The organism is Cupriavidus sp. WGlv3 (genome assembly GCF_023952475.1).
In the GTDB taxonomy this organism is placed as follows: Bacteria; Pseudomonadota; Gammaproteobacteria; order Burkholderiales; family Burkholderiaceae; genus Cupriavidus; species Cupriavidus phytorum.
On sequence record NZ_JALHRX010000035.1, the window covers coordinates 1 to 24,281 of the forward strand.

14 protein-coding genes and 1 pseudogene are annotated in these 24,281 nt (G+C 70.3%); 1 reads left to right on the top strand and 14 read right to left on the bottom strand.

The features are described 5' to 3' along the window. The 13 genes and pseudogenes from MKD38_RS28855 to MKD38_RS28915 all read right to left on the bottom strand — a co-directional run. Nucleotides 1-3,036, bottom strand: a 3,036-nt coding sequence (locus MKD38_RS28855) for an amino acid adenylation domain-containing protein (RefSeq protein WP_252682285.1), incomplete at its 3' end; no start/stop codon positions are given. A gap of 23 nt (nucleotides 3,037-3,059) precedes the next feature. Next, nucleotides 3,060-6,224, bottom strand: a complete 3,165-nt coding sequence (locus tag MKD38_RS28860; protein WP_252682287.1) for a non-ribosomal peptide synthetase — start codon at nucleotides 6,222-6,224, stop codon at nucleotides 3,060-3,062. A gap of 4 nt (nucleotides 6,225-6,228) precedes the next feature. Then, on the bottom strand, nucleotides 6,229-10,749 hold the full coding sequence (locus tag MKD38_RS28865) for a condensation domain-containing protein (RefSeq protein ID WP_252682289.1): 4,521 nt from the start codon (nucleotides 10,747-10,749) through the stop codon (nucleotides 6,229-6,231). A 53-nt stretch (nucleotides 10,750-10,802) separates the two neighbouring features. Next, a complete protein-coding gene (locus tag MKD38_RS28870; protein WP_252682291.1) occupies nucleotides 10,803-11,573 on the bottom strand; it encodes a thioesterase II family protein in 771 nt (256 codons plus the stop codon). 2 nt (nucleotides 11,574-11,575) lie between these two features. Next, nucleotides 11,576-11,797 carry an MbtH family protein gene (locus MKD38_RS28875; RefSeq protein WP_252682293.1) on the bottom strand — a complete coding sequence of 74 codons (222 nt, stop codon included), beginning with the start codon at nucleotides 11,795-11,797 and terminating at the stop codon, nucleotides 11,576-11,578. A gap of 174 nt (nucleotides 11,798-11,971) precedes the next feature. Next, the gene (locus MKD38_RS28880; protein ID WP_092316818.1) at nucleotides 11,972-12,388 is read right to left on the bottom strand and encodes an SRPBCC family protein; all 417 of its coding nucleotides are present in this window, start codon (nucleotides 12,386-12,388) and stop codon (nucleotides 11,972-11,974) included. 257 nt (nucleotides 12,389-12,645) lie between these two features. Then, nucleotides 12,646-13,749, bottom strand: a pseudogene (locus tag MKD38_RS28885) (BCCT family transporter); the annotation flags it as partial. 35 nt (nucleotides 13,750-13,784) lie between these two features. Beyond that, the gene (locus tag MKD38_RS28890) at nucleotides 13,785-14,561 is read right to left on the bottom strand and encodes an HpcH/HpaI aldolase family protein (RefSeq protein WP_252682295.1); all 777 of its coding nucleotides are present in this window, start codon (nucleotides 14,559-14,561) and stop codon (nucleotides 13,785-13,787) included. Next, nucleotides 14,548-15,780, bottom strand: a complete 1,233-nt coding sequence (locus MKD38_RS28895; protein ID WP_252682307.1) for a type III PLP-dependent enzyme — start codon at nucleotides 15,778-15,780, stop codon at nucleotides 14,548-14,550. Before MKD38_RS28895 ends, MKD38_RS28890 begins: the two co-directional genes overlap by 14 nt. Beyond that, a complete protein-coding gene (locus MKD38_RS28900; protein ID WP_252682297.1) occupies nucleotides 15,777-17,648 on the bottom strand; it encodes an IucA/IucC family protein in 1,872 nt (623 codons plus the stop codon). The genes MKD38_RS28895 and MKD38_RS28900 overlap by 4 nt, the downstream gene beginning before the upstream one ends. Before the next feature lie 28 nt (nucleotides 17,649-17,676). Continuing rightward, nucleotides 17,677-18,849: an MFS transporter gene (locus MKD38_RS28905; RefSeq protein WP_252682299.1), complete on the bottom strand. Its 1,173-nt coding sequence runs from the start codon at nucleotides 18,847-18,849 to the stop codon at nucleotides 17,677-17,679. Then, nucleotides 18,846-20,663: an IucA/IucC family protein gene (locus MKD38_RS28910; RefSeq protein ID WP_252682301.1), complete on the bottom strand. Its 1,818-nt coding sequence runs from the start codon at nucleotides 20,661-20,663 to the stop codon at nucleotides 18,846-18,848. Before MKD38_RS28910 ends, MKD38_RS28905 begins: the two co-directional genes overlap by 4 nt. Next, nucleotides 20,660-21,865, bottom strand: coding sequence for an ATP-grasp domain-containing protein (locus MKD38_RS28915; RefSeq protein WP_252682303.1), 1,206 nt, complete (start codon nucleotides 21,863-21,865; stop codon nucleotides 20,660-20,662). Before MKD38_RS28915 ends, MKD38_RS28910 begins: the two co-directional genes overlap by 4 nt. 354 nt (nucleotides 21,866-22,219) lie before the next feature. Here MKD38_RS28915 and MKD38_RS28920 point away from each other — a divergent pair, with 354 nt between their 5' ends. Beyond that, the gene (locus MKD38_RS28920) at nucleotides 22,220-22,726 is read left to right on the top strand and encodes a helix-turn-helix transcriptional regulator (protein WP_115682456.1); all 507 of its coding nucleotides are present in this window, start codon (nucleotides 22,220-22,222) and stop codon (nucleotides 22,724-22,726) included. A gap of 41 nt (nucleotides 22,727-22,767) precedes the next feature. Here MKD38_RS28920 and MKD38_RS28925 read toward each other — a convergent pair whose 3' ends face one another. Then, nucleotides 22,768-24,177, bottom strand: a complete 1,410-nt coding sequence (locus tag MKD38_RS28925; protein ID WP_252682305.1) for a 3-deoxy-D-arabino-heptulosonate 7-phosphate synthase — start codon at nucleotides 24,175-24,177, stop codon at nucleotides 22,768-22,770. Nucleotides 24,178-24,281: the final 104 nt, after the last annotated feature.

Genomic DNA, 24,281 nt, shown 5'->3' on the forward strand with positions numbered 1-24,281 from the left:
GCCCGCGGGCGCGATGAAGTCCTGGGCACTGTCGAAGGCCGGCGCGGGCAGCGCACGGCGGTCGAGCTTGCCGTTGGGCGTCAGCGGCAGCGTGTCGAGCACGACGAAGGCCGCCGGCACCATGTAGTCGGGCAGTTCCGCGGCAAGCGCGGTGCGCAGTGTGGCGCCATCGGTCTTCGCCCCTGCAGCGGGCACCACATACGCCACCAGCCGCGCACCGGACGGTCCCTCGGCGGCGATCACCGCCGCGTTGCCGACACCGGGCTGCGCGAGGATGCGCGCCTCGATCTCGCCCGGCTCGATGCGGAAGCCGCGGATCTTCAGTTGCTGGTCGATGCGGCCCAGGTATTCCAACTCACCGTCAGGCAGCCAGCGCGCCAGATCGCCGGTCCGGTAAAGCCGCGCGCCATCACCGGCAAACGGATCCGGCACGAAGCGCTCGGCGGTCAGCCCCGGACGATTCAGGTAGCCCCGCGCCAGCCCCTCGCCCGCAATGTAGAGTTCACCGGCCACGCCGGGCGCCACCGGGTTCAGTCCGGGATCCAGTACTCGCACGCCCAGGTCCGGAATGCGCTCGCCGATCGGGCTGCGCGCGCGGCAGGACGGGGCCAGGTCGGCACGGGTGATCGGGCGGTAGGTCACATGCACCGTGGTTTCGGTGATGCCATACATATTGACCAGTTGCGGCGAGGCATCGCCGAAGTGGTCGATCCAGGGCCGCAGCGCCTGCGGCTCGAGCGCCTCGCCGCCGAAAATCACATAACGCAGCGCCAGCGGCGCGGCATACAGCTCGGGCTGGGCCAGCAGCGCGCGGAATGCCGACGGGGTCTGGTTCAGCACGGTGACGCGTTCGCGCTGCAGCAGCGCGATGAATTCCTGCGGCGCGCGGCTGACGTGGAACGGCACGATCACCAGTTGCCCGCCATGGCACAGCGCGCCAAAGATCTCCCAGACCGAGAAATCGAACGCGTACGAATGGAACAGCGTCCAGACATCGGCGGGGCCGAAGCCAAACCAGTGCTGCGTCGCCGCCAGCAGGCGCGACAGGTTGCCGTGCTGCAGCTGGGCGCCCTTGGGGCGGCCGGTGGAGCCGGAGGTGTAGATCACGTAGGCGAGGTGTGCGGGACGGACCTCCACCGTGGGCGCGTATTCGGGCCAGACGCCGCCATCGTCCTGCGCGTCGGGCTCCAGCACCGGCAGGCCATCACGCTGCGGCAGCAGGCCGCGCAGCGCGGGCTGCGTCAGCAAGGCGGCAATGCCGCTGTCCTCGAACAGATAGGCCAGGCGCTCGGCAGGATAGGCCGGGTCGAACGGCACGTAGGCGCCGCCGGCCTTCAGGATGGCCAGCAGGCCGACGATCATCTCCGGCGAACGCTCCATGGCAATGCCGACGCGCACTTCCGGGCCGACGCCGAGCGCGATCAGACGGTGCGCCAGCCGGTTCGCGCGCCGCTCCAGTTCGCCGTAGGTCAGCGTGGTCTCGCCATGGCGCAGGGCGATGGCCTGCGGCTGTTGCTCGGCATGGCGCTGGATGCGGCGGTGGGCGAGCTCGGCGGCAACGGGCCGCGCCGGCTGGCCGGCAGCGTGCTGGTGCGCCAGCGTGCCGGCGTCGCCGTCGCCGAGCAGGGACGTGGCCGCCAGCGGCAATTCGGGCTGGTGCAGCAGGCCGCCCAGCTGGGCCAGGTAGTGGCGCAGCATGCGCTGCGCCGTGGCGGCATCGAACAGCGCGCAGTCGTACTCCAGGCTCAGGGCGAGGCTGTCGCCACGGTCTTCGGCGTCGAGGATCAGGTCGAACTTGGCGCCGGTCTGGCGCGCTTCCACGGCCTGCGCCTGCAGCCCCGGCAGCGCCAGCGCGGCAGGTGCCGTTGCCGTGCGCAGGTTGAACATGACCTGGAACAGCGGACTGCGGCCGGCGTCGCGCGGCACCTGCATGCCGTCGAGCAGCACTTCGAACGGCAGCTCGGCGTGGCCGAGCGCCCCCAGCGCGTCGGTGCGCAGCTGTTCGCACAGCGCGCGGCCGCTGATGCCGGGTGCGGTGCGCGAGCGGTAGACATGGGTGTTGGCGAAGAATCCGACCACATCGTCCAGGCCGTCGCCGTCGCGGCCCGCGTGCGGCACGCCGACCGCGAAATCGTCCTGGCCGGCATAGCGGCTCAGCAGTGCCTGCCACGCGGCGAACAGCGCCACGAACGGCGTGCAGCGCTGCGCGGCGCAGAAGCGGCGCAATGCGCCGAGCAGGGTCAGGTCCAGCGCCGCCTCGGTGCGCCGCGCGACGCGGGTCGCGGGGTTGCCATGCGGTCGGTCGGTGGGCAACTGCAGGGCCGGCACATGATTGCCCAGCTGGCGCTGCCACCATGCGCGCTGGGCGTCCAGGTCACCGCTGGCCAGGCGTTCGCGCTGGCGGCTGGCATGGGCGGCGAAGGTCGTGGCGGGGGCAGGCAGCGCGATCTCGCCGTCGTCCGCAAGCGCCTGCGCATAGGCCGTGCCCAGGTCGCGCGCGATCACCGCGTTGGAAACCGCATCGGAGACGATGTGGTGCAGCGACAGCAGCAACACGTGGTCGTCGTGGCCACGCGTGAGCAGCGTGGCGCGCAGCAGCGGCGCCTGGCCGAGGTCGAACGGCCGCGCGGCCTCGGCGTCGAGGCACGCCTGCAGCGCCTCCGGGCCGGCGGGAAGCGTTGCTTCGGCCAGCGCAAACGCTGGTGCCGGCTCGACCACCTGCCGGGGCAAGCTGCCGGGCGCGGCGTCGTTGGCGACGAAACGAGTGCGCAGTGCGGGATGGCGCGCGATCACGGCGCGCAGCGCGGCCTGGAGCGCGCGGCGATCGAGCGCGCCGCGCAGCACGAACGCGCGGGTCTGGTTGTAGGCCGTGCTGCCGGGCTCGTATTGCAGCAGAAACCAGAGGCGTTGCTGCGAGAAAGACAGCGGCGCCGCGGCGGCGTCGAGGCTGGCCGGCGCGGCCGCCGGCGCCGCGTCCTGCTCCAGCAGCAGCGCCAGCAGCGCCGCCTGCCGGGCAGGGGTGGAGGATTGCGTCATGGATGCGTTCCAGGGAAAAGACGTTATGCGGTGGCGTTGGCCGTGCCGGAGGCACGTAGCGCAGCGCGCGCCTCGGGCGACATCGCCGCCAGCTGGCGCTGCAGGCCGGCCAATGTCTCGAGGCCGTCGGGATCGGCGCTGGCGCCGCGCAGCGCCCGCGCCAGCGCGGCCGCGTCCGGGGCGTCGAAGACCATGGCGGGGGCAATCTCCAGCTTGAGCAGCTTGCGGATGCGCGCCACCAGCTTGATCACCAGCAGCGAATGGCCGCCGGCTTCGAACAGGTCGTCATGCACCGCCAGGCCCGGCGCGCCGAGCAAGTCGCGCAGCTGGTCCAGCAGCAGCGCTTCCAGTTCGCTTGCCGGCTCGCGCACCGGTCTGGCAGACGAGGGTGCCGGGCCCGCGGCGGCAGCTTGCGCCAGCGCGCGGCGGTCCACCTTGCCGTTCGGCAGCCGGGGCAGCGCCGCCATGGCGAACCACAGCGCGGGGATCATCGCTTCGGGCAGGCGCTCGGCCAGCGCGTGGCGCAGCGCATTGCGCAGGGCGGCGGCGTCGGTGGCCGTGGCGTCGTCGGGGACGATCCACGTGGCGAGCTGGGGCGCGCCGCCGGCCGGAGCGGCCAGCATCACCACCGCCTGCCGTACGCCGGGCAGCGCCGCCAGCGCCTGTTCGACCTCGCCGCATTCGATACGGAAGCCGCGCACCTTGACCTGGTGGTCGGCACGCCCGACCAGCTCGATGCCGCCGCGCGGCAGGTAGCGGGCGAGGTCGCCGCTGCGGTACAGGCGCTGGCCCGGGCGGTCGGGGTGCGCAACGAAAGCCGTCCCGGACACATTGCCGCCCAGATAGCCTGCGCATAGTTGCGCGCCGCCGAGATAGAGTTCGCCGGTTTCCCCCACGGCGGCCGGGTGGCCCGTGGCGGTGCGCACATAAGCCTCGCAGTTGGCCAGCACCTGCGTCAGCGGCAGCGGCGCGTCCACCGCGTCCGCCGCGCGGCCGGCATCATGGACCAGGATGCCCACCGTGGTTTCGGTCGGCCCGTAGTGATTGCACAGGCGGGCCTGCGGCATGCGCGCGCGCAGCCGCTGCAGCAGCGCCGGGGACGCGGCCTCGCCGCCCAGCACGATGGTGGCGTGCGGCGGCAGCGGCAGCGGCGCGGTGTCGCCGTCGAGCAAGGCATCCAGGTGCGAGGGCACGATCTTCAGGCAATCGACATGCTCGCGCGCCAGGAAGGCGGTGAAGGCGGCGGCGTGCTGCATGTCGGCCCCGTCGGCGACGCACAGGCAGGCGCCATGCCACAGCGCGCCGAACAGGGTGGTGTTGCCCAGGTCGGCGGCGACGGTGGAGGTCAGCCCGAAACGCTGGCAGCGGTCCAGGCGCAGCGCCTGCCCGGAGGCAGCCGCGTAGTTCAGCAGCTGGCCATGGGTAATGGCGACGCCCTTGGGCGTGCCGGTCGAGCCAGAGGTGTAGAGCACGTAGGCGGACTGCGCGGCGTCCACCATTGGCAGCGTGTGGGTGGCGTCGGCGGCGGTGTCGGCGGCCAGCAGTGCCGCGATATCGGCATGCGGCAGCGGCCCGGCGGAAGGCGCATGGGCCGCGTCGGTCAGCACCAGCGTGGCACCGGCGTCGGCCAGGATCTGTGCGCGCCGCTGCGGCGGCCACGCCGGATCGAGCGGCAGGTACGGCGCACCGGCACGCATCACCGCCAGCAAGGCCACCACCAGTTCGCCCGAGCGCGGCAACAGCAGGCCCACCGGCTGGCCCGGGCGCAAGCCCAGTGCCGGCAGCTGCTGCGCCACCGCATCCACGGCGCGAGCGAGGCCGGCGTAGCTCAGTTGCAGGCCAGGCGCCGACAACGCCGGCGCATGAGGGCGCTCGCCGGCCCAGTGGGCCAGCCGCTGCGGCAGCGTTTGCGCGCCGACATGCAGCGCCGGCGCGTGCATGGCGTCGGCACGCGCGCGCTCGGCGGCGGTGGCGAGCGGCAATGCGCCGACGGCGGTGTGCGGCGCCGCGCGCAGCGTTTGCAGCAGCGTGCGGTACTGGTCAAGCAGGCATGCCATCGCATCCGCGCCATGGACATTGTCGGCGTGGTGCAATACCAGCTGGCGTGGCATGCCGTCTTCCACGTGGACCTGCAACGCGAGCGCCAAGCCCGGCAGCAGCGCCCGCGGTGCGTCGGCACGCCAATGCAGGTCGCCATGCCGCCATTGCATGCTGGCAGGCCCGCTGCAGCAGAAGCCGAAGCATGCAGGTGCGCCTGCGCTGGCGTCCGCCGCGCAATGCTCGCGCCAGTCGAGGTGCTGCTGCAACTGCGCGCCGAACGCGGCAAGCCAGTCGGCAAACGGCGCGGCCATGTCCGGTTGCACCGCGACCGGCAGCAGCGCTTCATAACGTCCCACCGTGCCGGCCAGTACGTCGAAGTCATCGCGGCAGTCATGCTGCCAGCCGGCGCAGAACGCGGCGGCCGGATCGAGGCGTGCCAGCAGCAGCCACCACGCCGCCTGCAGCACGTGCGCCAGCGGCTGGCCCAGCGCTGCGGTCCAAGCGGCCACCGCAGCGGCTTCCGTCGCGGGAAGCTCCACACACTGCGCCGCCAGCGCTTCATTTGCATTGCCGGCGCGTTGCCAGGGCAGCCTCGGCGCATCGAGGCCGGCAATCCGTTCGCGCACGGCTTGCCAGTAGCCCGCGCCGGCTTCGGTGTTGTCTTGCGCCAGCCCGTCGGTCCAGTCGAGGTAGTCCGCATAGGGCAGCGGCGCTTCGCCGGCCGGGGCGCTTTCGTCGGCGTAGGCGTGTGCCAGTTCGTCGAGCAGCGTGACGAGGCTGGGTCCATCGGCCGCTAGCGGATGGGCGGCCAGCGTCAGCTGTGCGCGATTGTCGTCGAGCACCTGCAGTGCGGCCTGCAGGGCTGTTTCGGGCGTGCCTTGGTCCGGACCCGCGGGCGACCATGCCGGCGCTGCACCGGCAAAGTTCTGGCGCAAGCCGCGCAAACCTTCGACACGGCCGAACACCAGCCCCGTGGCCGGATGACGTGCGGCGACCCGGCACAGTGCCCGCTGCAGGCGCTGCGCGTCCAGCGGCCCCTCGATGGTTGCCGAAAGCGTAACCGGCATGGCCGCGTGCGCCGACAGCGCGCGCTGTTCGCGCCCGAGCGTGCGGGCGTGGCGCGCGAAATCCTGGGTGATGGCGTCCATCGGCTCAGCCCTCCAGCGCGGTGTCGGCCGCCACGGCGGCGTCCTGCGCGTCGGCGCGTGCCGCCAGCGGCGGCAGGTCCTTGCGCTCGAACATGTCGCCCATCGCCACGACGATCTTGCGCGGGCCCTGGTAGGGGTCGCGTGCGTGCGCGGCCAGCATGTTGTCCAGCATCACCACGTCGCCCTGGCGCCAGGCAAAGCGCACCGCGCAGGCTTCATACAGTTCGCCGATCAGGCCCATGACGTCGTCGCCGATCGGGCTGCCGTCGCCGAAGGTCACCTGGCGCGGCATCCGCCGCGGGCCGACGATGTCCAGCAGGTCGCGCCGCACCTCCGGGTCCAGGCAGGCGGTGTGGTGCAGCTGGACCTGGTTGAAGAAGCTGCGTTCGCCGGTGACCGGGTGCGCAATCACCGCCGGGCAGTGTTCGCGCGTCTGCAGCGTGTCGGCATCCAGCCACGCAAAGTCGGCGCCGGAGGCGCGCAACCGCGCTTCGACCTCGTCGCGCGAATCGCTCTTGAAGAAGTCGCGCCAGCTCACGTCGAGCTTGTCGTTGAAGGTGCGCACATAGCGCAGGCCCTTGCGCTCGAAGCGTTCGGCCAGTTCGCGCGGCAGCCGCCGGTACATCTCGCGGCAGTCGACGATGGGCGTGGCGCCGCCCAGCGGCGACGGCAGCTCGCAGAAGAACCATTGCTTGCGCGGCCAGCGCGGCAGGTGGGCGCTTTCGTTGTGGAACAGGATCATTTCGCGCTCGGGGTACGGCGTGGAGCGGTAGGTGTTGCGGCCGCCTTCCTTCTTCGGCAAGTCGCCGTAGGCACCGTACAGGCCGGGCTCGATCGATTCGGCGAACTGCTCGAATTCCTGCGGCGTGCGCAGGCCGAAGCCGCGCAGCAGGATGCCGCCGTGGCGGCACAGCGTGGCCTCGATCTGCTCGCGGTGCGCCAGCGCCCATGCCACCGGATCGAGATCGGGCGAGGCGGGTTCCATCACGATCGGGAAGGTCTGGCCCGGCGCCAGGAACGAGGTCCGCACCAGCGGGGCGGCGGGCGCGGCAGGCGTTGCCTCGGCGCCGCGCCGGGGCAGGCTGGCGAGCTTGCCGAGTTTGTCGAGCTTGCTGGGGCGGGGCGGTGTGGCGGTCATGGCGGGCAGTTCCGGAGCGGATTCGCAAAGGCCGGCCGGTACCTGGAAGCCGGCCAGCGGGGAGTCAGGGGCGGCCAGCGCCTGCGCCAGCACGGCACCGTAGGCATCGGCGAGGCGTTGCATCGCAGCGCGCGGGAACAGCGCGGTGGCATAGACCCATTCGGCGCGCAGGCCGTCGTCGCACGGTTCGAGAAACACGGCCAGGTCGAACTTGGCCGCATGCACCGGCGTAGGCAGGCGCGCCGCGTGCAGGCCGTCGAAGCCGCGCGCCTGGGCGGGGGTGTTCTGCAGCACGAACAGCACCTGCACCAGCGGATGCCAGGCGCGCTCGCGCGGCACGCCGGCGGCTTCGACGATGCGCTCGAACGGCAGGGACTGGTGGTCGAACGCGGCCAGCGTGCGCGTGCGCACCTGCGCCAGCAGTTCGGCAAAGCGCAGCCCGCCGTGGCATTGCGCGCGCTGCGGCAGCACGTTGACGAAGAAGCCGACCAGTTCCTCCAGCTCGCGGCGCGGGCGGCCGGCCACGTCGATGCCGACGAGCTGGTCTTCGGCGCCGCTGACCCGGTGCAGCAGGGCGTGGAAGGCGGCCAGCAGCACCATGTAGCGCGACGCGCCATGGGCCTGCGCCAGCGCGTCGGCTTGCGCCAGCAGTGCGGCGGGCAGGGTGGTGTAGCAGGCGGCGCCGTCGCTCGATGCCACCGGCGGGCGCCGCCTGGGCGTGGGCAGGGTCGGCAGTTTCGGCGCGTCACGCAGCGCGGCGCGCCAGTAGTCGGTCTCGGCCTGCCGTTGCGGGCCGGTGTCGGCGCTGCGCTGGTGCGCCGCGTAGTCGGCGTACTGAATCGGCAGCGGCTTCCAGTCGAGCGCGACGCCGGCCCGTGCCGCGTTGTAGGCGGCGGCCACCGTATCGAGCAGGATGGCGACGGACCAGCCATCGCCGACGATATGGTGCAGCGTCAGCAGCAAGGCATGGTCGTCGGCGGCGATCCGGACCAGGCGGGCGCGCAGCAATGGCGCCTGGGCCAGGTCGAAGGGCTTGCGCGCCTGGCCTTCGGCCAGTTCCCGTAGCGCGGCATCGGCTTGCGCCGGGCTCAGCGCCGACAGGTCGCTGAAGGGCAGCTCGAGCGCCAGTTCGGCTTCGATCCGCGCATACGGGGTGCCCTGCGCATCGGCGGGGTAGCTGGTGCGCAGGATTTCATGGCGCGCCACCAGTGCGTTCAGCGCGGTGCGCAGTGCGGCCGTGTCCAGCGCGCCGGTCAGGCGCAGCCCGCCGGCCATGTTGTAGGTCCAACGATCGCTTTCGGCGGCAATGCGGTCGGTCAGCCAGAGCCGCTGCTGCGCCGGCGCCAGCGGCATTTGCGGCAGGCGCGGCACCGGGGCAAGCGGCGCTTCCGCGGCCTCGCCCGGCAACTGGTCGAGCGCGGCGGCGCAGGCTTGCAGCGTGGGATGTTCGAACAGCAGGCGCATCGGCACCGCGGCGCCATATTGCTCGCGCAGCCGCGCCACCAGCCGCGCCGCGCTCAGCGAGTTGCCACCACTGGCAAAGAAATGCGCAGCGCGGCCGGCCGGCGCGGTGCCCAGCAATTGCTGCCACAGCGCGGCCAGCGCGAGTTCGGTTGCGCCGCGCGGGGCATCGGCTGGCGCGGCGGCCGGGTCCGCGGCTGCGGTGCCGCCGCGCGCAAAGCTGCCATGCGCCCAGATCGCGCACGCGTCCAGGCTGTCATCCAGCCAGCCGGCGCGGCACGCGCTGCGCTGCAGCTTGCCGCTGGTGGTCTTGGGCAGGCCGCCGGGATTGAGCAGCAGCGCGACCGCCAGCGGCTCGCCGCAGGCGTTGCCGACCGCCTGCGTCAGCGCCTGCACCAGGGCCACGTGGCCCGCGCGCTTTTGCTCCGGACGGGAGATTTCCACGGCGATCCCGATGCCCTCGCCGTCGGGGCCTTCGACCGCGAACGCTGCCACCCGGCCGCGACGCGCGGCGAGCACCTGTTCTTCGACCGCGCGCTCGATGTCCTGCGGATAGAGGTTCTGGCCGCGCACGATGATCAGGTCCTTGCGGCGTCCGGCGATATAGAGCTGTCCGCCATGCCACACGCCGAGGTCGCCGGTGCGCAGCCAGCGGCCCGCGCCGGCATCGTCGCCGTAGGCCGAGGCGCTGGCTTCGGCATTGCACCAATAGCCGCCGCACAGGCTGGGTCCGGCGATCTCGATCTCGCCGATCTGTCCGTCGGGCAGCGCCTGCCGGTCGGCGTCTGCAATGCGGATGGCATGGCCGGCGCGCGGGAAACCGCATCCGACCAGTTCCATGCCGTCGGGCGAGGGTTCCGCCTTGCCGCGCGCCAACGCTGCCGCATCGAAGCGCGTGCTGACCATGCCCGCGCCACGCTCGGAGCCGGTGGCGAACAGCGTGGCCTCGGCCAGGCCGTAGCACGGATACAGCGCCTGCTGGCGGAAGCCGGCCGCGGCAAAGCGCTCGACAAAGGCACGCAGGGTGTCGGCCCGCACCGGCTCGGCGCCCGAGTACCCCACCGCCCAGCTCGACAGGTCGAGCCCGGCCAGATGGCTGTCGCGCACGCGTTCGACGCACAGCCGGAAGGCAAAGTCCGGCCCGCCGGACAGCGTGCCGCGATGCTGGCTGATCGCCTGCAGCCAGCGCACCGGGCGCTCCAGGAAGAACTGCGGCGACATCAGCACCACCGGGATGCCGCTGTGGATGGGCTGCAGCAGCCCGCCGATCAGGCCCATGTCGTGATAGAGCGGCAGCCAGCTGACCATCACGTCGCCGGGCCCCACGCGCATGCCTTCGGCAATCGCCACCTCGTTCGCCATGACATTGCCATGGCTGACCATGACGCCCTTCGGCGAGGCCGTCGAGCCCGAGGTGTACTGCAGGAAGGCCAGCGTGTCGGCGCGGGCGGGGTAGGGCTGCCAGGGTTCCGCCGCGGCGGGCAGGGTGGCATCGGCAGCCACCACCGCCGCGCCGGGGGCAATCTCGGCCAGCGCCTCGGCGTGGTCGCGGGCGTGCGCGCTGGTGGTCAGCACCAGTGCCGGTTCGGCGTCGACGGCAATCGCGCGCAGCCGCGCCACCTGCGCTGAGCGTACGGCGCCGGGCTCGAACGCCGGCACCGCGACCAGTCCGGCGTACAGGCAGGCAAAGAACGCGGTGACGTAGTCGATGCCGCTGTCCATCAGCAGCAGCGCGCGCGCGCCCGGGTCTGCCTGCGCGGCCAGGCGCACAGCCAGCGCTCGTACGCGCGTGTCCAGCACGGCGTAGCTGTAGCGGGTTTCGCCGGCGGCGTCGACGATGACCAGCGCCGTGTCGGCGCCGCGCTGGGCGGCCAACAGGCTGAGATGGGCCACCAGCGTGGCCGGGTGATTCGGAGCGGGCTGCATGCTTGGATCGGCTCTTCAGGGAAGACAGTGGGTGTTGGGTCGTGCGGGGCGGTTCAGGCGGGCAACAACGTGGCCGATGCTGTGGGCGAGGGCATGGATGCACCCACGCTGCCGGCCGACGCAGTCTCCAGGTAGGCAATGAGTCGGCCGACCACCTCGGCCTGGCTGTCGTGCAGGAAGAAGTGGCCGCCTGCGAACCAATCGAGGGTGTGTCCGGCGCGGGTCTCGATGGCCCAGGCGTGCAGGTCGGCCGGTGCAATCGGGTCGTCAAGGCCGGCAAACACGTGCACGGGCAAGGGCAGCGGGGGCACTGCGTCGCAGCGGAAGCTTTCGCACACGCGATAGTCGGCGTCGAGCACATCGAGCGTCAGGCGCAGCAGCTCGGCATCGGCAAACACCGCCTCGGGTGTGCCGCCGTGCTTGCGCAGGTCGGCGCTCAGCGCGGCGTCGCCGCGCAGTGCCGCCAGCCGGCCGGGATCGCGCCGGGTCGGGGCGGCGCAGCCGGACACCACCAGCCGCTGCGGCAGCGCGTGGCCGCGCCCGCGCAGCAGGTGGCAGAGGCGCCAGGCGAGTAGCCCGCCCATGCTGTGGCCGAACAGGACGTACGGACCGGAGCGGCGTTCGAGCTGCCGGCACAGCACGTCGGCCATTTCCCCCGCGAGCGCCTCGAAATCGCGCAGCAGCGGCTCGTCGAGCCGCGCGCCGCGGCCTGGCGGCTCCAGCGGGACCAGGCCGACTTGCGCCGGCAGCAGGCGCCGCCAGCGCAGGTACGCCGTGGCGCTGGCCCCAGCATAAGGCAGGCAGTACAGCTGCAAGGGCGCCATGGTCAGGCGCCCGCCTGCGCTTGCGCCTCCATGAAGCGGCGCAGGCTGAGCGGACGCATGTCCACCCAGGTGCGCTCGATATAGTCCAGGCAGTCCTGCCGCTTGCCGCTGAACCCCGCCGCGCGCCAGCCGCCGGGCACGGCCTTGTAGTCCGGCCAGATCGAATACTGTTCTTCGTGGTTGACGAGGACCAGGAAAGTGGCGTCGTCGCGGTCGAAACTCATGGCGGGCTCCCGTTCAGTGCAAGGTATGTGGCGCCATCTGGCGCATCACCCTGTTGGACGAAGGCGGAACGGGAATATTTAGGCGGGAGGTGCCGGGCGGTGGCCGGGCGGAAACCGGGATGGTGTCGCGGCCTGCCCGGCCAGGCCGCGACCGCGTTGGTCAGACCGAGGCCGTCATGCCCGCGCCTCGATGAACTCCTTGAAGCGCTTCAGGTCGCCCTCGACCTTGCGCTTGAGCACGCCGGCGGCATCGCCGACCGCCTCGACCACGCCTTCGGTTTCGTAATTCATGCGCACCGACACGCGGGTCGCGCCCGCATCCAGCGGAGAAAAATTCACCTGGCCCGAGTTCTCCGCCCCGGCGACGCTGCGCCAGGCGATGCACTGGTCGGCGACATTCTGCGTTATCTCGGCATCCCACTCCTTCTGCTTGCCGCCGACCTCGGCGCGCCAGTGCAGACGGCGGTCATCGAGCTGCCTGACCTCCTCGACGCCCTCCATGAACCGCGGAAATTCCTCGAACCGGCACCATTGCTGATACGCGACCTGCACCGGCACCCGGACGTCGATGGACTCTTCGATGGTTGACATAGCACCTCCTTTGTTCAAAAGGCGGGCGAACCGGTGCAAATCCCGTTCCAGACGCATGGCGCGGCGCCGGCCCTTGCCAGAGCGACGGGGGCGGCAGCGGTGCAGAAATTACGCGCAGCACTGGAAGAACAGGTCGGGAATACCGGACACTGTGGGACCCGCGGCGTGCCGATGCCGCCACACTGGGGTGCTGGCTGGGGATCAGGCGTCCTGGAAGTGCCCAGGAAGAGGGCAGGGATGCTGCCCCGCTGCCCGCCTCATTCCCCTTCACCAGTCAGCGACGCATGCCCTGGCGCACGCCGCAGCAATTGCGTGCGCCGGTCGGCGGCCAGGGACAGATAGCGCTCATAGTGGCGCAGGATATCGGCGATGATCTCTTCCTGCCGCAGATACTGGATGTCGTAGCCTTCGCGGCCATCCTCGAAGAAGGTCACCGGCGCATAGGCGTGCTGGCGCCGCGCTTCCGGCTCGGCCGCCTCGCGTACCAGGAACGAAGGCAGCGGCTGGCGCCGGCAATGCACGCCGTAGACAAAGTCGCGCATGTCGGCCACCGGTATGGTCAGGCGCGCGCCCGGGCCGCCCGGCTCGCCCGCTTCTGTATCGCCGGCGTGCAGCAGCACCGCGCTGGCGACGCCGCGCCGCTCCAGCTCGGCCGACACGTCGCGCATCGCCGGCACCACCGAGCCTTCGATGAACTGCCGCACATCGGCCTCGCTGGGCTGGTGGACGATCTGCGCCAGCCGGCGGCGCCAGTGCTGGCCGCTCCAGAAGCTGGTGGCCGGCGCCAGTTCCTGCGACGAATGGGCAAGATCCGCCTGCAACCCCTGCCATAGCCCGTAGCACAGCGCCAGCATCACCAGCGCCACCGGCAGCGCCGCCACCAGGGTCATGGCCTGCAAGGCCTTGAGGCCGCCGGCCACCATCAGGATGGCGGCGGTCGGTACATCAGCCCGATGCCCATGCCGGCGGCGAACAGCATGGCGGTCCACGAGACAAAACTGAACTCGGGCCGGGCATCGTCCGGCCCCAGCCGGATATCGCCGAAACGGCTGCCCGCGACCAAAACCAGAAACAGCAGGAAGATGGTGACGGCGAGGGTGTAGAACCAGTCGAAATGGCTCGTGACCCAGGCCTGTGCTTCGGAAAACATGGCATCGGCCTGGCGCGGAAACGCGGCGCAGAACACCAGCAGCAGGCCTACCGCCAGCAATGCCGGCACGACTACCTGGGGCTTGAGCGTGGTGCGCGGGCGCGCGGGGGCCGGACCGGAGGGGCCGGGCGCGGCGGCGTGCGGGTCGTTCATGCAAGCTCCTGTCGCGTTGTGCCAGCTTGCATGATGCCAGAGCGGGTAGGCAGCGCATACCGGCTGTCAGCGTGCGCGGCGGTTCTCGACGGTTCAGCCTGATTGTTCACGCCGGTAGCCCGCCACCAGCTGCTTCATCGCGCGGAAGGCGGTGGCGCGATCGTCCCCCAGCAGGAAGGCGTGCACGCCCTGTTCGCGCCACTGCTCGCATTGTCCGGCCGCGCGCGGAATGGCGCAGAACGGCACGCCGCGGGCCTGGCAGGCCTGTGCGATGCGGCGGATCGCAGCCTGCACGGTGGGATGCTGCGCGTCGGCGGGAACACCCAGGCTTTGCGACAGGTCGATCGCGCCCTCCAGCACCATGTCGATGCCTGGCACGGCCACGATCTCTTCGATCGCGTCGACGCCGGCGCGGTCCTCGATCATGGCCACCACCATCAGCTCGCGGTTGGCCCGTTCCATGTACTCGGGCAATGTCAGCGTACCGAAGCCGGTGGTCCGGCCTCCGGCGATGCCGCGCTTGCCGAGCGGGTGGTAGCGCGCGCTGTGGACCGCCAGTTCGGCGGTCGCACGGCTGCATACGTGCGGCACCACGATGCCCTGCGCGCCGGCATCCAGCACCCGCAGGATCATGTCCGGCGCTGCCCGCGGCACCCGCACCAGTGCCGTGGTGCCGGCGCACTCCGCGGCGCGGATCATGTTCTCGAGCGTCTGCGGGTTCACGCCGACATGCTCGAGGTCCAGGATCACGAAGTCGAAGCCGGCGTAGCCGATCATCTCTGTCATCAGCGGCAACGGCAGCGAGTTGATCAGCCCGAACACATCGCGCCCGTCCGCGAGCGCGGCCTTGAGGCGGTTAGCCTGCAGCATGGGCATCCTCCACCGGCAGATAGCAGTGCCGCGGGTGCGGGTGGCGCAGGAAGTCGTGGTGCGAGATATGCCAGGCATAGGCGCCGGCATACGGGAACACCACCAGGTCGCCCGCGCGCAAGCTGTCGACGTACGCGTCCTGCGCCAGGATGTCCTTGGGCGTGCAAAGCTGCCCGACCACGCTGACGCGCGCCTCCTGCACGCCGGGACGGGCGAACGGATAGCGCCATGACGCCACCGGCAGCACCCGGAACGGGTGGCTGTGCCCCTGCGCATAGGGCGTGCGGAAGTGGTGCGTGCCGCCGCTGGCCACGGCGAAGGTCTGGTCGAAGGCGTGCTTGACGTCGATCACCTGCATGGCGTAATAGCCGCAGAACGCGGTGATATAGCGCCCGCATTCGAAGCGCACGGTCAGCCCGTCGCGCCGTGCCGACAGCGCCGGCAGGCCTTCGGCAAAGCGGGCCCAGTCGAACTGCCGTTCGGGCTCGCGGTAGTTGACGCCGATGCCGCCGCCGACGTTGACCTGGTCCAGCGTGTCGAGCCTGTACTCCGCCCGCCAGCGCCTGACCTGCTGCAGGTAGGCATCGAGCAGGCGCAGGTGGGCGGCGGCGTCGAGCTGGTGGGACATCAGGTGGAAATGGAAGCCGCGCAGCCGGATTTCAGGGTGCGCGCGCAGCCATGCCAGGCATGCGGGCAGCTGGTCGCCGGCGATGCCGAACGGCGTGGGCTTGCCGCCCATCATCAGCGTGGTGGCCTGCAGCCCCTCGACCGCCAGGTTGACGCGCAGCAGGACCGGGGCAGTGGTGCCGCGCTCACGCGCGAGCCAGGCCAGGCGTTCCAGCTCATGCAGGCTTTCCACATGCAACGCCTCGACCCCGAGTTCCAGCGCGCCGGCCAGTTCCGCATCGGTCTTGCCGGGACCGCTGAAGATCAGCGGCACCTCGGCGAAGTGCTCGCGCACCCAGGCCAGCTCGCCGCCGGACGAAATCTCGAAGCCGTGCGCCAGTGGTGCCAGCGTCTGCAGGATCGGCAGGTCGGAGTTGGCCTTGATGGCGTAGAACAGCTCGAAACCCGGCGGCAGGCTGCCCGCAATGGTGGCGGCGTGCGCCCGCAGCGCCTCGAGGTCGTAGACGTAGGCACTGAGCGGGCCGCCTGCATCGGCGAGCGCCTGGTGCAGGTGGTCGGTGACGTGCGACCAGCGCAGTACGGGGGCGGTCATTGCCATGCCGCCTCCATGCCGGCGAAGGGGATCGGATTGGCGACGGGCACGTAGGTCGAGGCGCGGTCGGCGCGCTGGAAGAAGCGGTTGCTGAAATTGGTCTTGGCCGGGAACGGGCGGCCGGCCAGCAGGCCGTTGATGCGCCGCGCCGACGCCGCATTGCCGTGGCGATGCTGGTAGGTATGCAGGTGATGGCGCACCACCGACCACAGCCGCGCGCTCAGGGTCTGCCTGCCGCCACCGAGCTGCGCGATCACTTCGCACAGGTTGTTGACGAACAGGCAATAGGCGACGCGGTTCCAGCCCTGCTCCTCGTCATACCATAGCGACGACCGGGCGCGCTCGCTGAGCCCGGCCATGGACGACGCGGGATGGCGCGAAGGCGTCAGCTTGACCCCCTCGAAGTCGCGCAGGAACAGCTGCGCCGGCATGTCCTGGCGCAGGCCCAGCACCACGTTCTGCAGGTGCGGCTCGAAGATGACGCCGTGCGCGAAGAAGAGGTGGAACACCGGATAAACCAATTGCTCGACATAGGCGGAAAACCAGCGCTCGGTCATGGCATCCACCGTGGTCCCTGCCTGCGTGGCGAGCGCCGTGAGCAGACGCTGCATGCGCGCATCGCCGTAATAGTGGTTGCCGAACAACGAGCCGGCCAGCAGCGGCACGCAGTCGGGCGCGCGCAGCGTATCCACGCTCTGGCGCAGGATCAGGCCGAAGCCTTCGATGACCTGGCGGTTCTGCTCGATATCGGCGTCCTTGAGGTCGACCGACAGGAATGCGGGCTCTTCCATCAGCGCCAGGCCCGGGAAGGCGCGCGCCAGCTCCGGCAGCAGCGGGCGCAGCACGCGGTTGACGTGCATGGCGCTCTCCAGCTCATACCATGCGTTCTTGCGCACGCAGTTGGTAATGCGGATGTTCAGCGACAGCTTGTAGAAGTACGGATTGCCGGGCTGGTACAGGGTCCGGATCGACGAAGTGGGATAGAAGTCCGCGCCCTGCGTGCCCAGGTCCTGCATGCGTCCGCTTGCCAGGGCAGCGCGCACCAGCGGATGCTCGCGCAGGTAGCCCGCCTGCCATGGATGGACCGGCACCGCGACGCGGTCGGCGGACACTGACGGGGCATTCGCTGCGATCAGCTGGTCGCAGCTGGCGTCGAGCAGCGACTGCTGCGCGATGTCATCGCGCGGCACCGCGAACCACGCCAGCGCAAAGCGCGTGCGCAGTTCCGGCGAGTAGCGCAGCAGGTCCTCGTCGGAAAAGCCCTGACGGCTTTTTGGCGTGGGATGGAAGGGGTGGCCAAAGGTCAGCGATTGCTCGGAATCGATATAGGCGTCGACCGGATCGGCCGGGATGGCCGCGGATACCGGCATCGACAGCACTTCGGAGCTGACGGCGACGCTGTTGCGGATCTGCTCCATCAGCTCGGTGTTGGGCGGCAGCTCATGCTGTTGCGCCATCTCGCGCAACAGCAGCGCGGCCAGCGCTTCCCAGTCGAGCAGCGCCCACGGCTTGTTCTCGGCCTTGTGGAAGACCGGCGACAGATAGCGGTAGTTGCCGGTCAGCCAGGCACCGCCGACCACGGCCAGCAAGCGGTCGTGGATATGCGGCAGCTGCACTTCCAGCACCTGGGCCACCTGGGCCTCCTGGGCCGCCTCGCGCTGCAGGGTCATGGCGATGGTCGCGGGCCAGTCGGTCTGCCCGGCGGGCGGGCCGACGCGCAACTGGCCGGCGGGGCCCGCGACTTCGCGGCAGTAGCAGTTCAGCAGCGTTTCCTGGCAGCGCCGCGCGGCGGCCAGTCCGGCCAGTTCCGTCAGTTCAGCCACGGGGCGGCGCGTGCCGGCAGGTTCCATCTTGCTTTGCGTTTGCATTGTCTTGTGACCTTGTTCTCGGGAAAGATCAGAGCGGGCTCATCCGCTGGCGGGCGGTAAGTAGGTATGCGACGGCAGGCACCAGCAACGCCGCGCCAAGCAGGTAGGGCGAGCGCTGGCCGGCCAGGCCAACCGCGGCGCCGGCGCCAAGCCCGGCCGCGACGCCGCCCCATTTGGAACTGCTTTCGAACCAGCCAAAGGTGCGGCCGGCGTTGCCCGCGTGCACCACGCTGGCCACCAGCGCATGCAGCGCGATAAAGCCGACCGTCATGGCGATACCCATCAGCAGTCGCCAGGCCACCAGCGCGGGCAGCCCCAAAGGTGCGGCCTGTGCCAGCAGCGCGATCGCCAGCGTGCCGTAGGCAGTGGCAAGCAGCGTCAGCGACGGGGCCAGACCCAGCCGCCGCGACAGCAGCGGTGCCGCCGCCAGGTACACCAGGTGGGGCAGTCCGAACAGCAGCCCGGCGGTAGCCGCGGACAGGGCCGGCATGCGCTGCTGCAGGTCCGGGATGAAGTAGGGGAACGTCGCCACGGTGGCAAACACGAACGCGAACTGCAGCACATAAATCTGCCGCGGCGTCGCCGGTGCCGCCGTGCCGGCGCCGGTGGAGCGTGCCGCCGGCCGCTGCACCGTGCCGTCGGCGTCGCCCGCGGGCAGCCACGCGATCAGCGCCGCGGCGACCAGCGGCAGCAGCGCCAGCCAGCGGTACAGCGCGATCGGCGATTCGGCCCCCATCCACAGACCGAGGCAGGCGGGCGCCGCCACCAGCGCGGCGCGCGCCGACCACTGCATCGCCGTCAGGCTGCGCGTGAGCGTGGTACCGCTGGCGACCGTGGCCAGGTAGGCGTTGGAGGCCGAGAACGTCCCGCCCAGCACGCCCTGCAGCACCAGCGCCGCCAGGAAGGCAAACGAACTGGTCGCGTAGCTGGCGAGCAGGAAGCTTGCCGCCAGCCCCAGTTGCGCGCGCATCAGCAGCGGCTTCTTGCCGAAGCGGTCCGCGAGCCGGCCCCACCATGGCGCCGAGATCGCCGCCAGCAGCGTTGGCACCACGTAGAACGCGCCGGCAAGCCACGGCACGTCGTTGTGCAGCGAGCGCTGCAGGATCAGGGCGAAGAACGGCGGCATGCCCAGCGCCGCAAATGCGGCGATGAAATGGCACAGCATCACCACCGCGACCACCCGCCGCGTGCCGGCGCTCATGCGGCCACCCTGAGGAAATTGGGGGCCCGCTTGCCATAGAACTTGTTGACGTCGGTCGCGCCGGTCTGGGCCTTTTCCGCCAGCGACGCGGCTGTCAGCAGGTACTTCAGGTGCAGACGGTCGTCGTCGAGCAGCACCTGGCGCGCGAAGGCGGTGTCTTCGCCCGCGGCGGCCAGGTCGGCAAGGACGGCCTCCACGTGGCGCCGCACGCGCGCGTAGCCAACCGCAGGGTCGGTGCCGCGACGCTGCGCCAGGCCTTCCACCAGCGCCGCGATGTTCAGCTGCAGCGTGATGGTGACGAACATCTGCGCCAGCGGCAGCGCCGCGTCGACGCCGATGCGCTGGTCTTCCAGCCCGTCGAGGCGGGCCGCCAGGGCCGGCCAGCGGCGCGCGAGCATGGCGCGGTCGATGCGCGCGGCATCGTTGTCCTTGAGCATCAGGCGCAGGCCGTCGGCACCGTAGACCAGCATCGAGTTCTGCTGGTTCGATTCCAGCGCCACGCCATAACGCAGCCACAGTGTCAGGTGCAGCTGCAGGGTCAGCGCCAGGTAGGCGTCGAGCCAGGCGTCGAGATCGCCGCCGTGATAGCGGCCGGCGAGTTCCTCGGCCACGCACTGGCCACTGGCGGTTTCAGCCAGCAGGCCCGCGACCGGAACCACCGTCTTGTCCGCCAGCTGCGGCTCGGGATAGCGGCGCAGGATATAGCCCAGGAACGGGCGCTGGTCGACATGGGCGCCGTTGGCCTCGTCGGTCAGCAGCACCTGCCCGTGCAGGCCGGGTTCCTGGCGGACAATGTCGCCGAGCAGGGTCTGGATGCGATGGCCATCGCCGATGGTGCTGGGCTTGATGGTGCGGATGTTCTTGGCGCCCAGCGTGCGAATCGTCAGCGGCAGCTTGATATGCCATGCGGGCGCGTCGAGCACGACCAGCGAGCGCACCGACAAGGTTGGCGACACGCGCAGGCAGGCGCGCGGTGCGCGCATGACCTGGCCGTCAAGCCCGGCATCGGCGAGGAAGCCATCGAGATGATGCTGCCAGACGAAGGGATGCACCGGCACCAGCGCATGCGAGCGGGCCAGCGCGGGATCCAGCCCGACCTCGGCGAAATCCGGCCAGTTCGGCGGCAGCGCGTCGCCGCTGGAATGATGGTGCTGGCGCGGGATCGCGAGCCAGTTCAGCGCGAATGCCGGCTGGAACTCTGGCGCGTAGCGGGCCAGGTCATCGGCGGCAAAGCCCAGCTTGGCGCGCGCGGTGGGGTAGTAAGGGTGGTCGAGAAAGCCCGCGAGGCGATCGTAGTGCAGCATGCGCTGGTTCCAGGCGGGCAGCGCGTGTCCGCCGGCGCTGTCGGCCTGCGCGAACCAGCGTGCGCGCTCGGCCATCGAGACGGTGCGATGCTCGGCCGCGGCACGGCACTCGTCGACGTAGGCGGTGAACAGGCGCGCATCTTCCTCGGCCAGGCCGCCAGCGAATGCGGCCAGGATGGAGTCGACCTGATGCAGCGCGGAGAACGCGCCGTCGGCTTCGTGCAGCACGGGCAGGCGGGTCAGGCGCCATTCCTGCATGTAGCGCGTTGGTGTTACCGGAAGCCACAGCGTGCCGGCGCCAAGGCGCGGGACGCGCAGCCACTGCTGGCCGGCGTCGAAACCATGCGCGCCACCCGGTACCGCGTCAGCGCCGTACAACTCGCCGCGGCTGGCGCAGGCGCGCACGTCCTCGCGCAGCAGGGTGTCGACGACGCGCACGCAGATGTAGTCGATATCGGCGTCGGCAGCAGTGGCCGACCGGGACGGCTGCTCGGGCATGCGGGCGCTCATTGCGCAATCTCCCAGGCGAGCTTGCTGCTGGCCAGTTCGACCGCCGCGGCCAGACCCGCGCTGTCGGGGCCGCTGCCGCGCAGCACGCCCAGGTAATCCTTGTTGGAGTTGGTCAGCTGGATGGCGTCGCCCACCTTGCGCAGGGGCTGGTAGGTCAGCCGGACCCCATCGCCTTCATGCTGGCTGTGTGCCGGCGCGTGCCGCAGCGTGCCTTCCGCCTGCGCGGTGAAATAGCGGATCCACGCCGCCCGCCTCGGCACCTCGAGCGCCGGCAGCGCCTCGCCCAGGTGCAGGCGCAAGACCTGCTCGAACAGCGGGAACTGCAGGGTGTCAGACAGCAGGAACTCGCGGTAGTCGCCGATGCTGCGGTAGTTGATCTCGATAAGCCGCGGGCCTTTCGCGGTCAGCACGTACTCGGTATGGCAGGCGCCGAAGCCGATGCCGAAGCGGCGGATGGTGTCCAGGACTTCGGCTTCGACCGAGGCGGGCAGGCCGGTACCCCATACCGCTTCCAGCTCAACGAAGTACGGCGGCGACGACAGCGTCACGCGGAAGCCGCCCAGCGCGCGCAGCTCCTTGCCATCGCCCAGCGTTTCCAGCGTGTACAGCGGGCCCTCCAGATATTCTTCGAGCAGCAATACCTGGCCCGGGTGCCGCGCCCAGATCGCGCCGCAATGCTCGGCCAGCTCGGCGTGGCTGCGCGCGAGGCTGACCTGCTGGCTGGCCACGCCTTCGCGCGGCTTGACGATGCACGGCATCGGCACATCGGCCAGCGCGGCCAGGCCGGCGCTGTCGCAAACGACCGCGTGCCACAGCGTGTCGATGCCAGCCTCTGCCAGGCGCCGCCGCATCTCTGCCTTGTTCTTGGCGGCGTAGGCAGTGCGCCAGTCCTTGCCCGGCAGGCCAAAGTACGCCGAGGCGATCGCCGTGGCTGCCTGCAGGTGATCGCTATTGGAAAACACGGCCGCAGGCTTGCCGCCGCGGCGCGTAATGGCATCGATCACCGCCAGCGGGTTGAAGACATCGCACGGGACGATGTCGTCCGGGTAGGCGGGCAGGCCGGCGCCGGCAAAGTGTGCGCGATGGGCATCGGCACAATCCGTCAATAAGACAACGGAGCGCCCGAGCGCGCGCGCTGCCGGCAGGAATCCGTCGTTGACGGCAGGGGTCGGTACGTGAGCGAGTACGAAAATCTCTTGCATGTGTCGGGCCTCAGGTGGAGTGCGGGGGAGCGCAGTGAGCAATGCAGGGGGATACGAAGCAGCCGAACAATGCTAATGCGACTCATTCTCACACTCAACGCGATGACGGCCGCTCAGCGGCATTTGCCACGGCCGCTCGGGCCGTTTGTCCCGTATTCAGGTGCCATTCAAAGCACCCCGTCGGGACCGGGACATATGCCCGGTATGGCGTTTGTGCTAGCTCGAGCACTTATGGCGACAGTTTTGCCACTACGGGTCTTGGCCTGTTATTGAGAATCAGTTACATTACGCGTCCGCCGTGATGCTCGTTTTTTCCCAGCCGGCTTGTCATGGCTGGCCCGAGACCGAACGCCTATGCCCCCAAAGTTCCTGCTCATGCTTGCCGTCTTCCCGCTTTATCAGGCATGGGACCTGTACCAGCTTGTCAGCAGCGGGCCGTCGTTCCACTTCTATGCCGAAACAGCGGCGACGCTCGCGTTCCTGGTGATCCTCGGGATCGTGATCGGAGAGCGTCGACGCGCCTTGCACGCGTTCGAAACGCTCAAGCATTCGGCCGATGCCGCCGTGCGCGCGGCGGCCGAACGCGACGCGGCCGCACAACGGTCCACGCGCGACTTCTTGCAGTCGATGCAGGAGCAGTTCGAGCGCTGGGGCCTGACTCCGGCCGAAAGGGATGTCGCGCTACTGCTGGTCAAGGGCTTGTCTCTGGAAGAAATCGCCGGCGTACGCGAGACCGGGGCGAAGACAGTGCGGCAGCACGCCGCCAATCTTTATGCCAAGGCCAAGGTCAACGGACGTCACCAGCTGGCGGCGTTTTTCTTCGAAGACCTGTTGGCGCCGCGTCCTGGCAGCGGATCGTAGGTCCAGCATGCTGGCGTGCGCCTTGATCGGCCACGCCTTGCCTACACCGCGGCCAGCAAGTCGTCCGTATGCACCATCAGTTCTCGGACCTGCCGCAGCGTCGCATACTGGTCGAGCACGGCACGCCAGCCAGGCGCTTCCAGCAGCGCCTGCCAGACCGGCTCCAGCTCGCGCGCGTCAGCGGAAGGCGCCTCCGTCAGTGCGACGGCGAAATCCAGCGTCGGCGTTGCCGACAGCAATTGCATCCGGCTGGCGGCGCTGAGCAGGCGTGGTGCGGGCTCGGCAGGCGCGTCGCAGCAATAGAGCACCGTGCGGGACAGCGCCGCGGATGCCGAGGGCAGGGCGCATAGCGCGGCGCCGCGCAGCGGCACCGTGCCTTGCCGGGTCGCAAACGGATAAACGACGTCCTTGTCCGCATGCGCAAGCAGCCGCAAGCCGCGCAGCAGTCGCGGAAAATCTGTGGCCGCAGCATCGACGGAGGCCTTGACCTCGACCAGGAGGCACACGTCCCAGGCCGGAGTGCCGCCGGCGGTGTCGCTTGCCGCGGCGGATTGCCTGAGCAGCACTACATCCCATTCGGTCTTGGCGTGTTTATGCGCAGCCGGGATCGCAGCCGGTACGCGCAACGACGTCACCACGCGGTAGGGTGCCGATGCATCCGGCGCGGCGTTAAGCCGCTGCGCCAACGCCTCGAGCGCCAACGCGGCCTGCGCCTCCGCGGCATCGCCACGCTGCCGTGACGACAGCCCCTGCGCGACGGCGGAAGCGCTGCCCGAGCGCGGACCGTACCGTTCCCACAGCTTCAGGTATTCGACGACGAGCGCGTCCGACGCCAGCGCATCCAGGCGCCGCAGACGCGCCAGGGCCGGATGTTCCAGCAGTTGCGCCAAGGCGCGTGCTGGCTGCGGTTCGCCCGCCGATGCAGGCATCTGCGGCATCTGCGGCATCTCCAGCAACTGCTGTACGGCGTCGTGTAGCTTGTTCCAGGCTGCAGCCCCGGCGCAGGCATGCAGCCGCGCCAGCGCCTCGCGTTGCGGACCGGGGCCGAGGCGTTGCTGTTTGCCGGGATGGGCGACCGCATTGACGGCGGCATGGATGGCGCGGCGGTCCTGGTCCGCGCACGCGGACAGCGACGCATACTCCCGCACCGGCGCGGCCCGATGTCGCAGCACCATCGCCTGGAACACAGGATCGCCGCCATCCGTGCGCATCGCTTCCCGCACCATGCGCGCAAGCGCGCCGGTGAAGCGATCCTTTAACGCCGCATCCGGCGTCTCGCCACGCGCCAGCGTGGTGCGGGCTTGTTCGATCACGAGTGCGAGCGTCGTGCCTGGACTGGCATCCAGGTCTGGCGAAAACACGTTGTCGAGTTCGGGTAAGCGATAGCGGCGCGGAACGGCGCGCAGCGTCACATCAAGCAAGGGGTGTGGTGGCAGTTGGGGCTTGTCCATGTCCGGCTTATCGCACGAATCAGACCTCAAGTCTCGGTAATTCGGGGCGGGTCGTACAAGGGGGCGACGGCCGTCTTATATCAATGTGATTTGACATAATACCT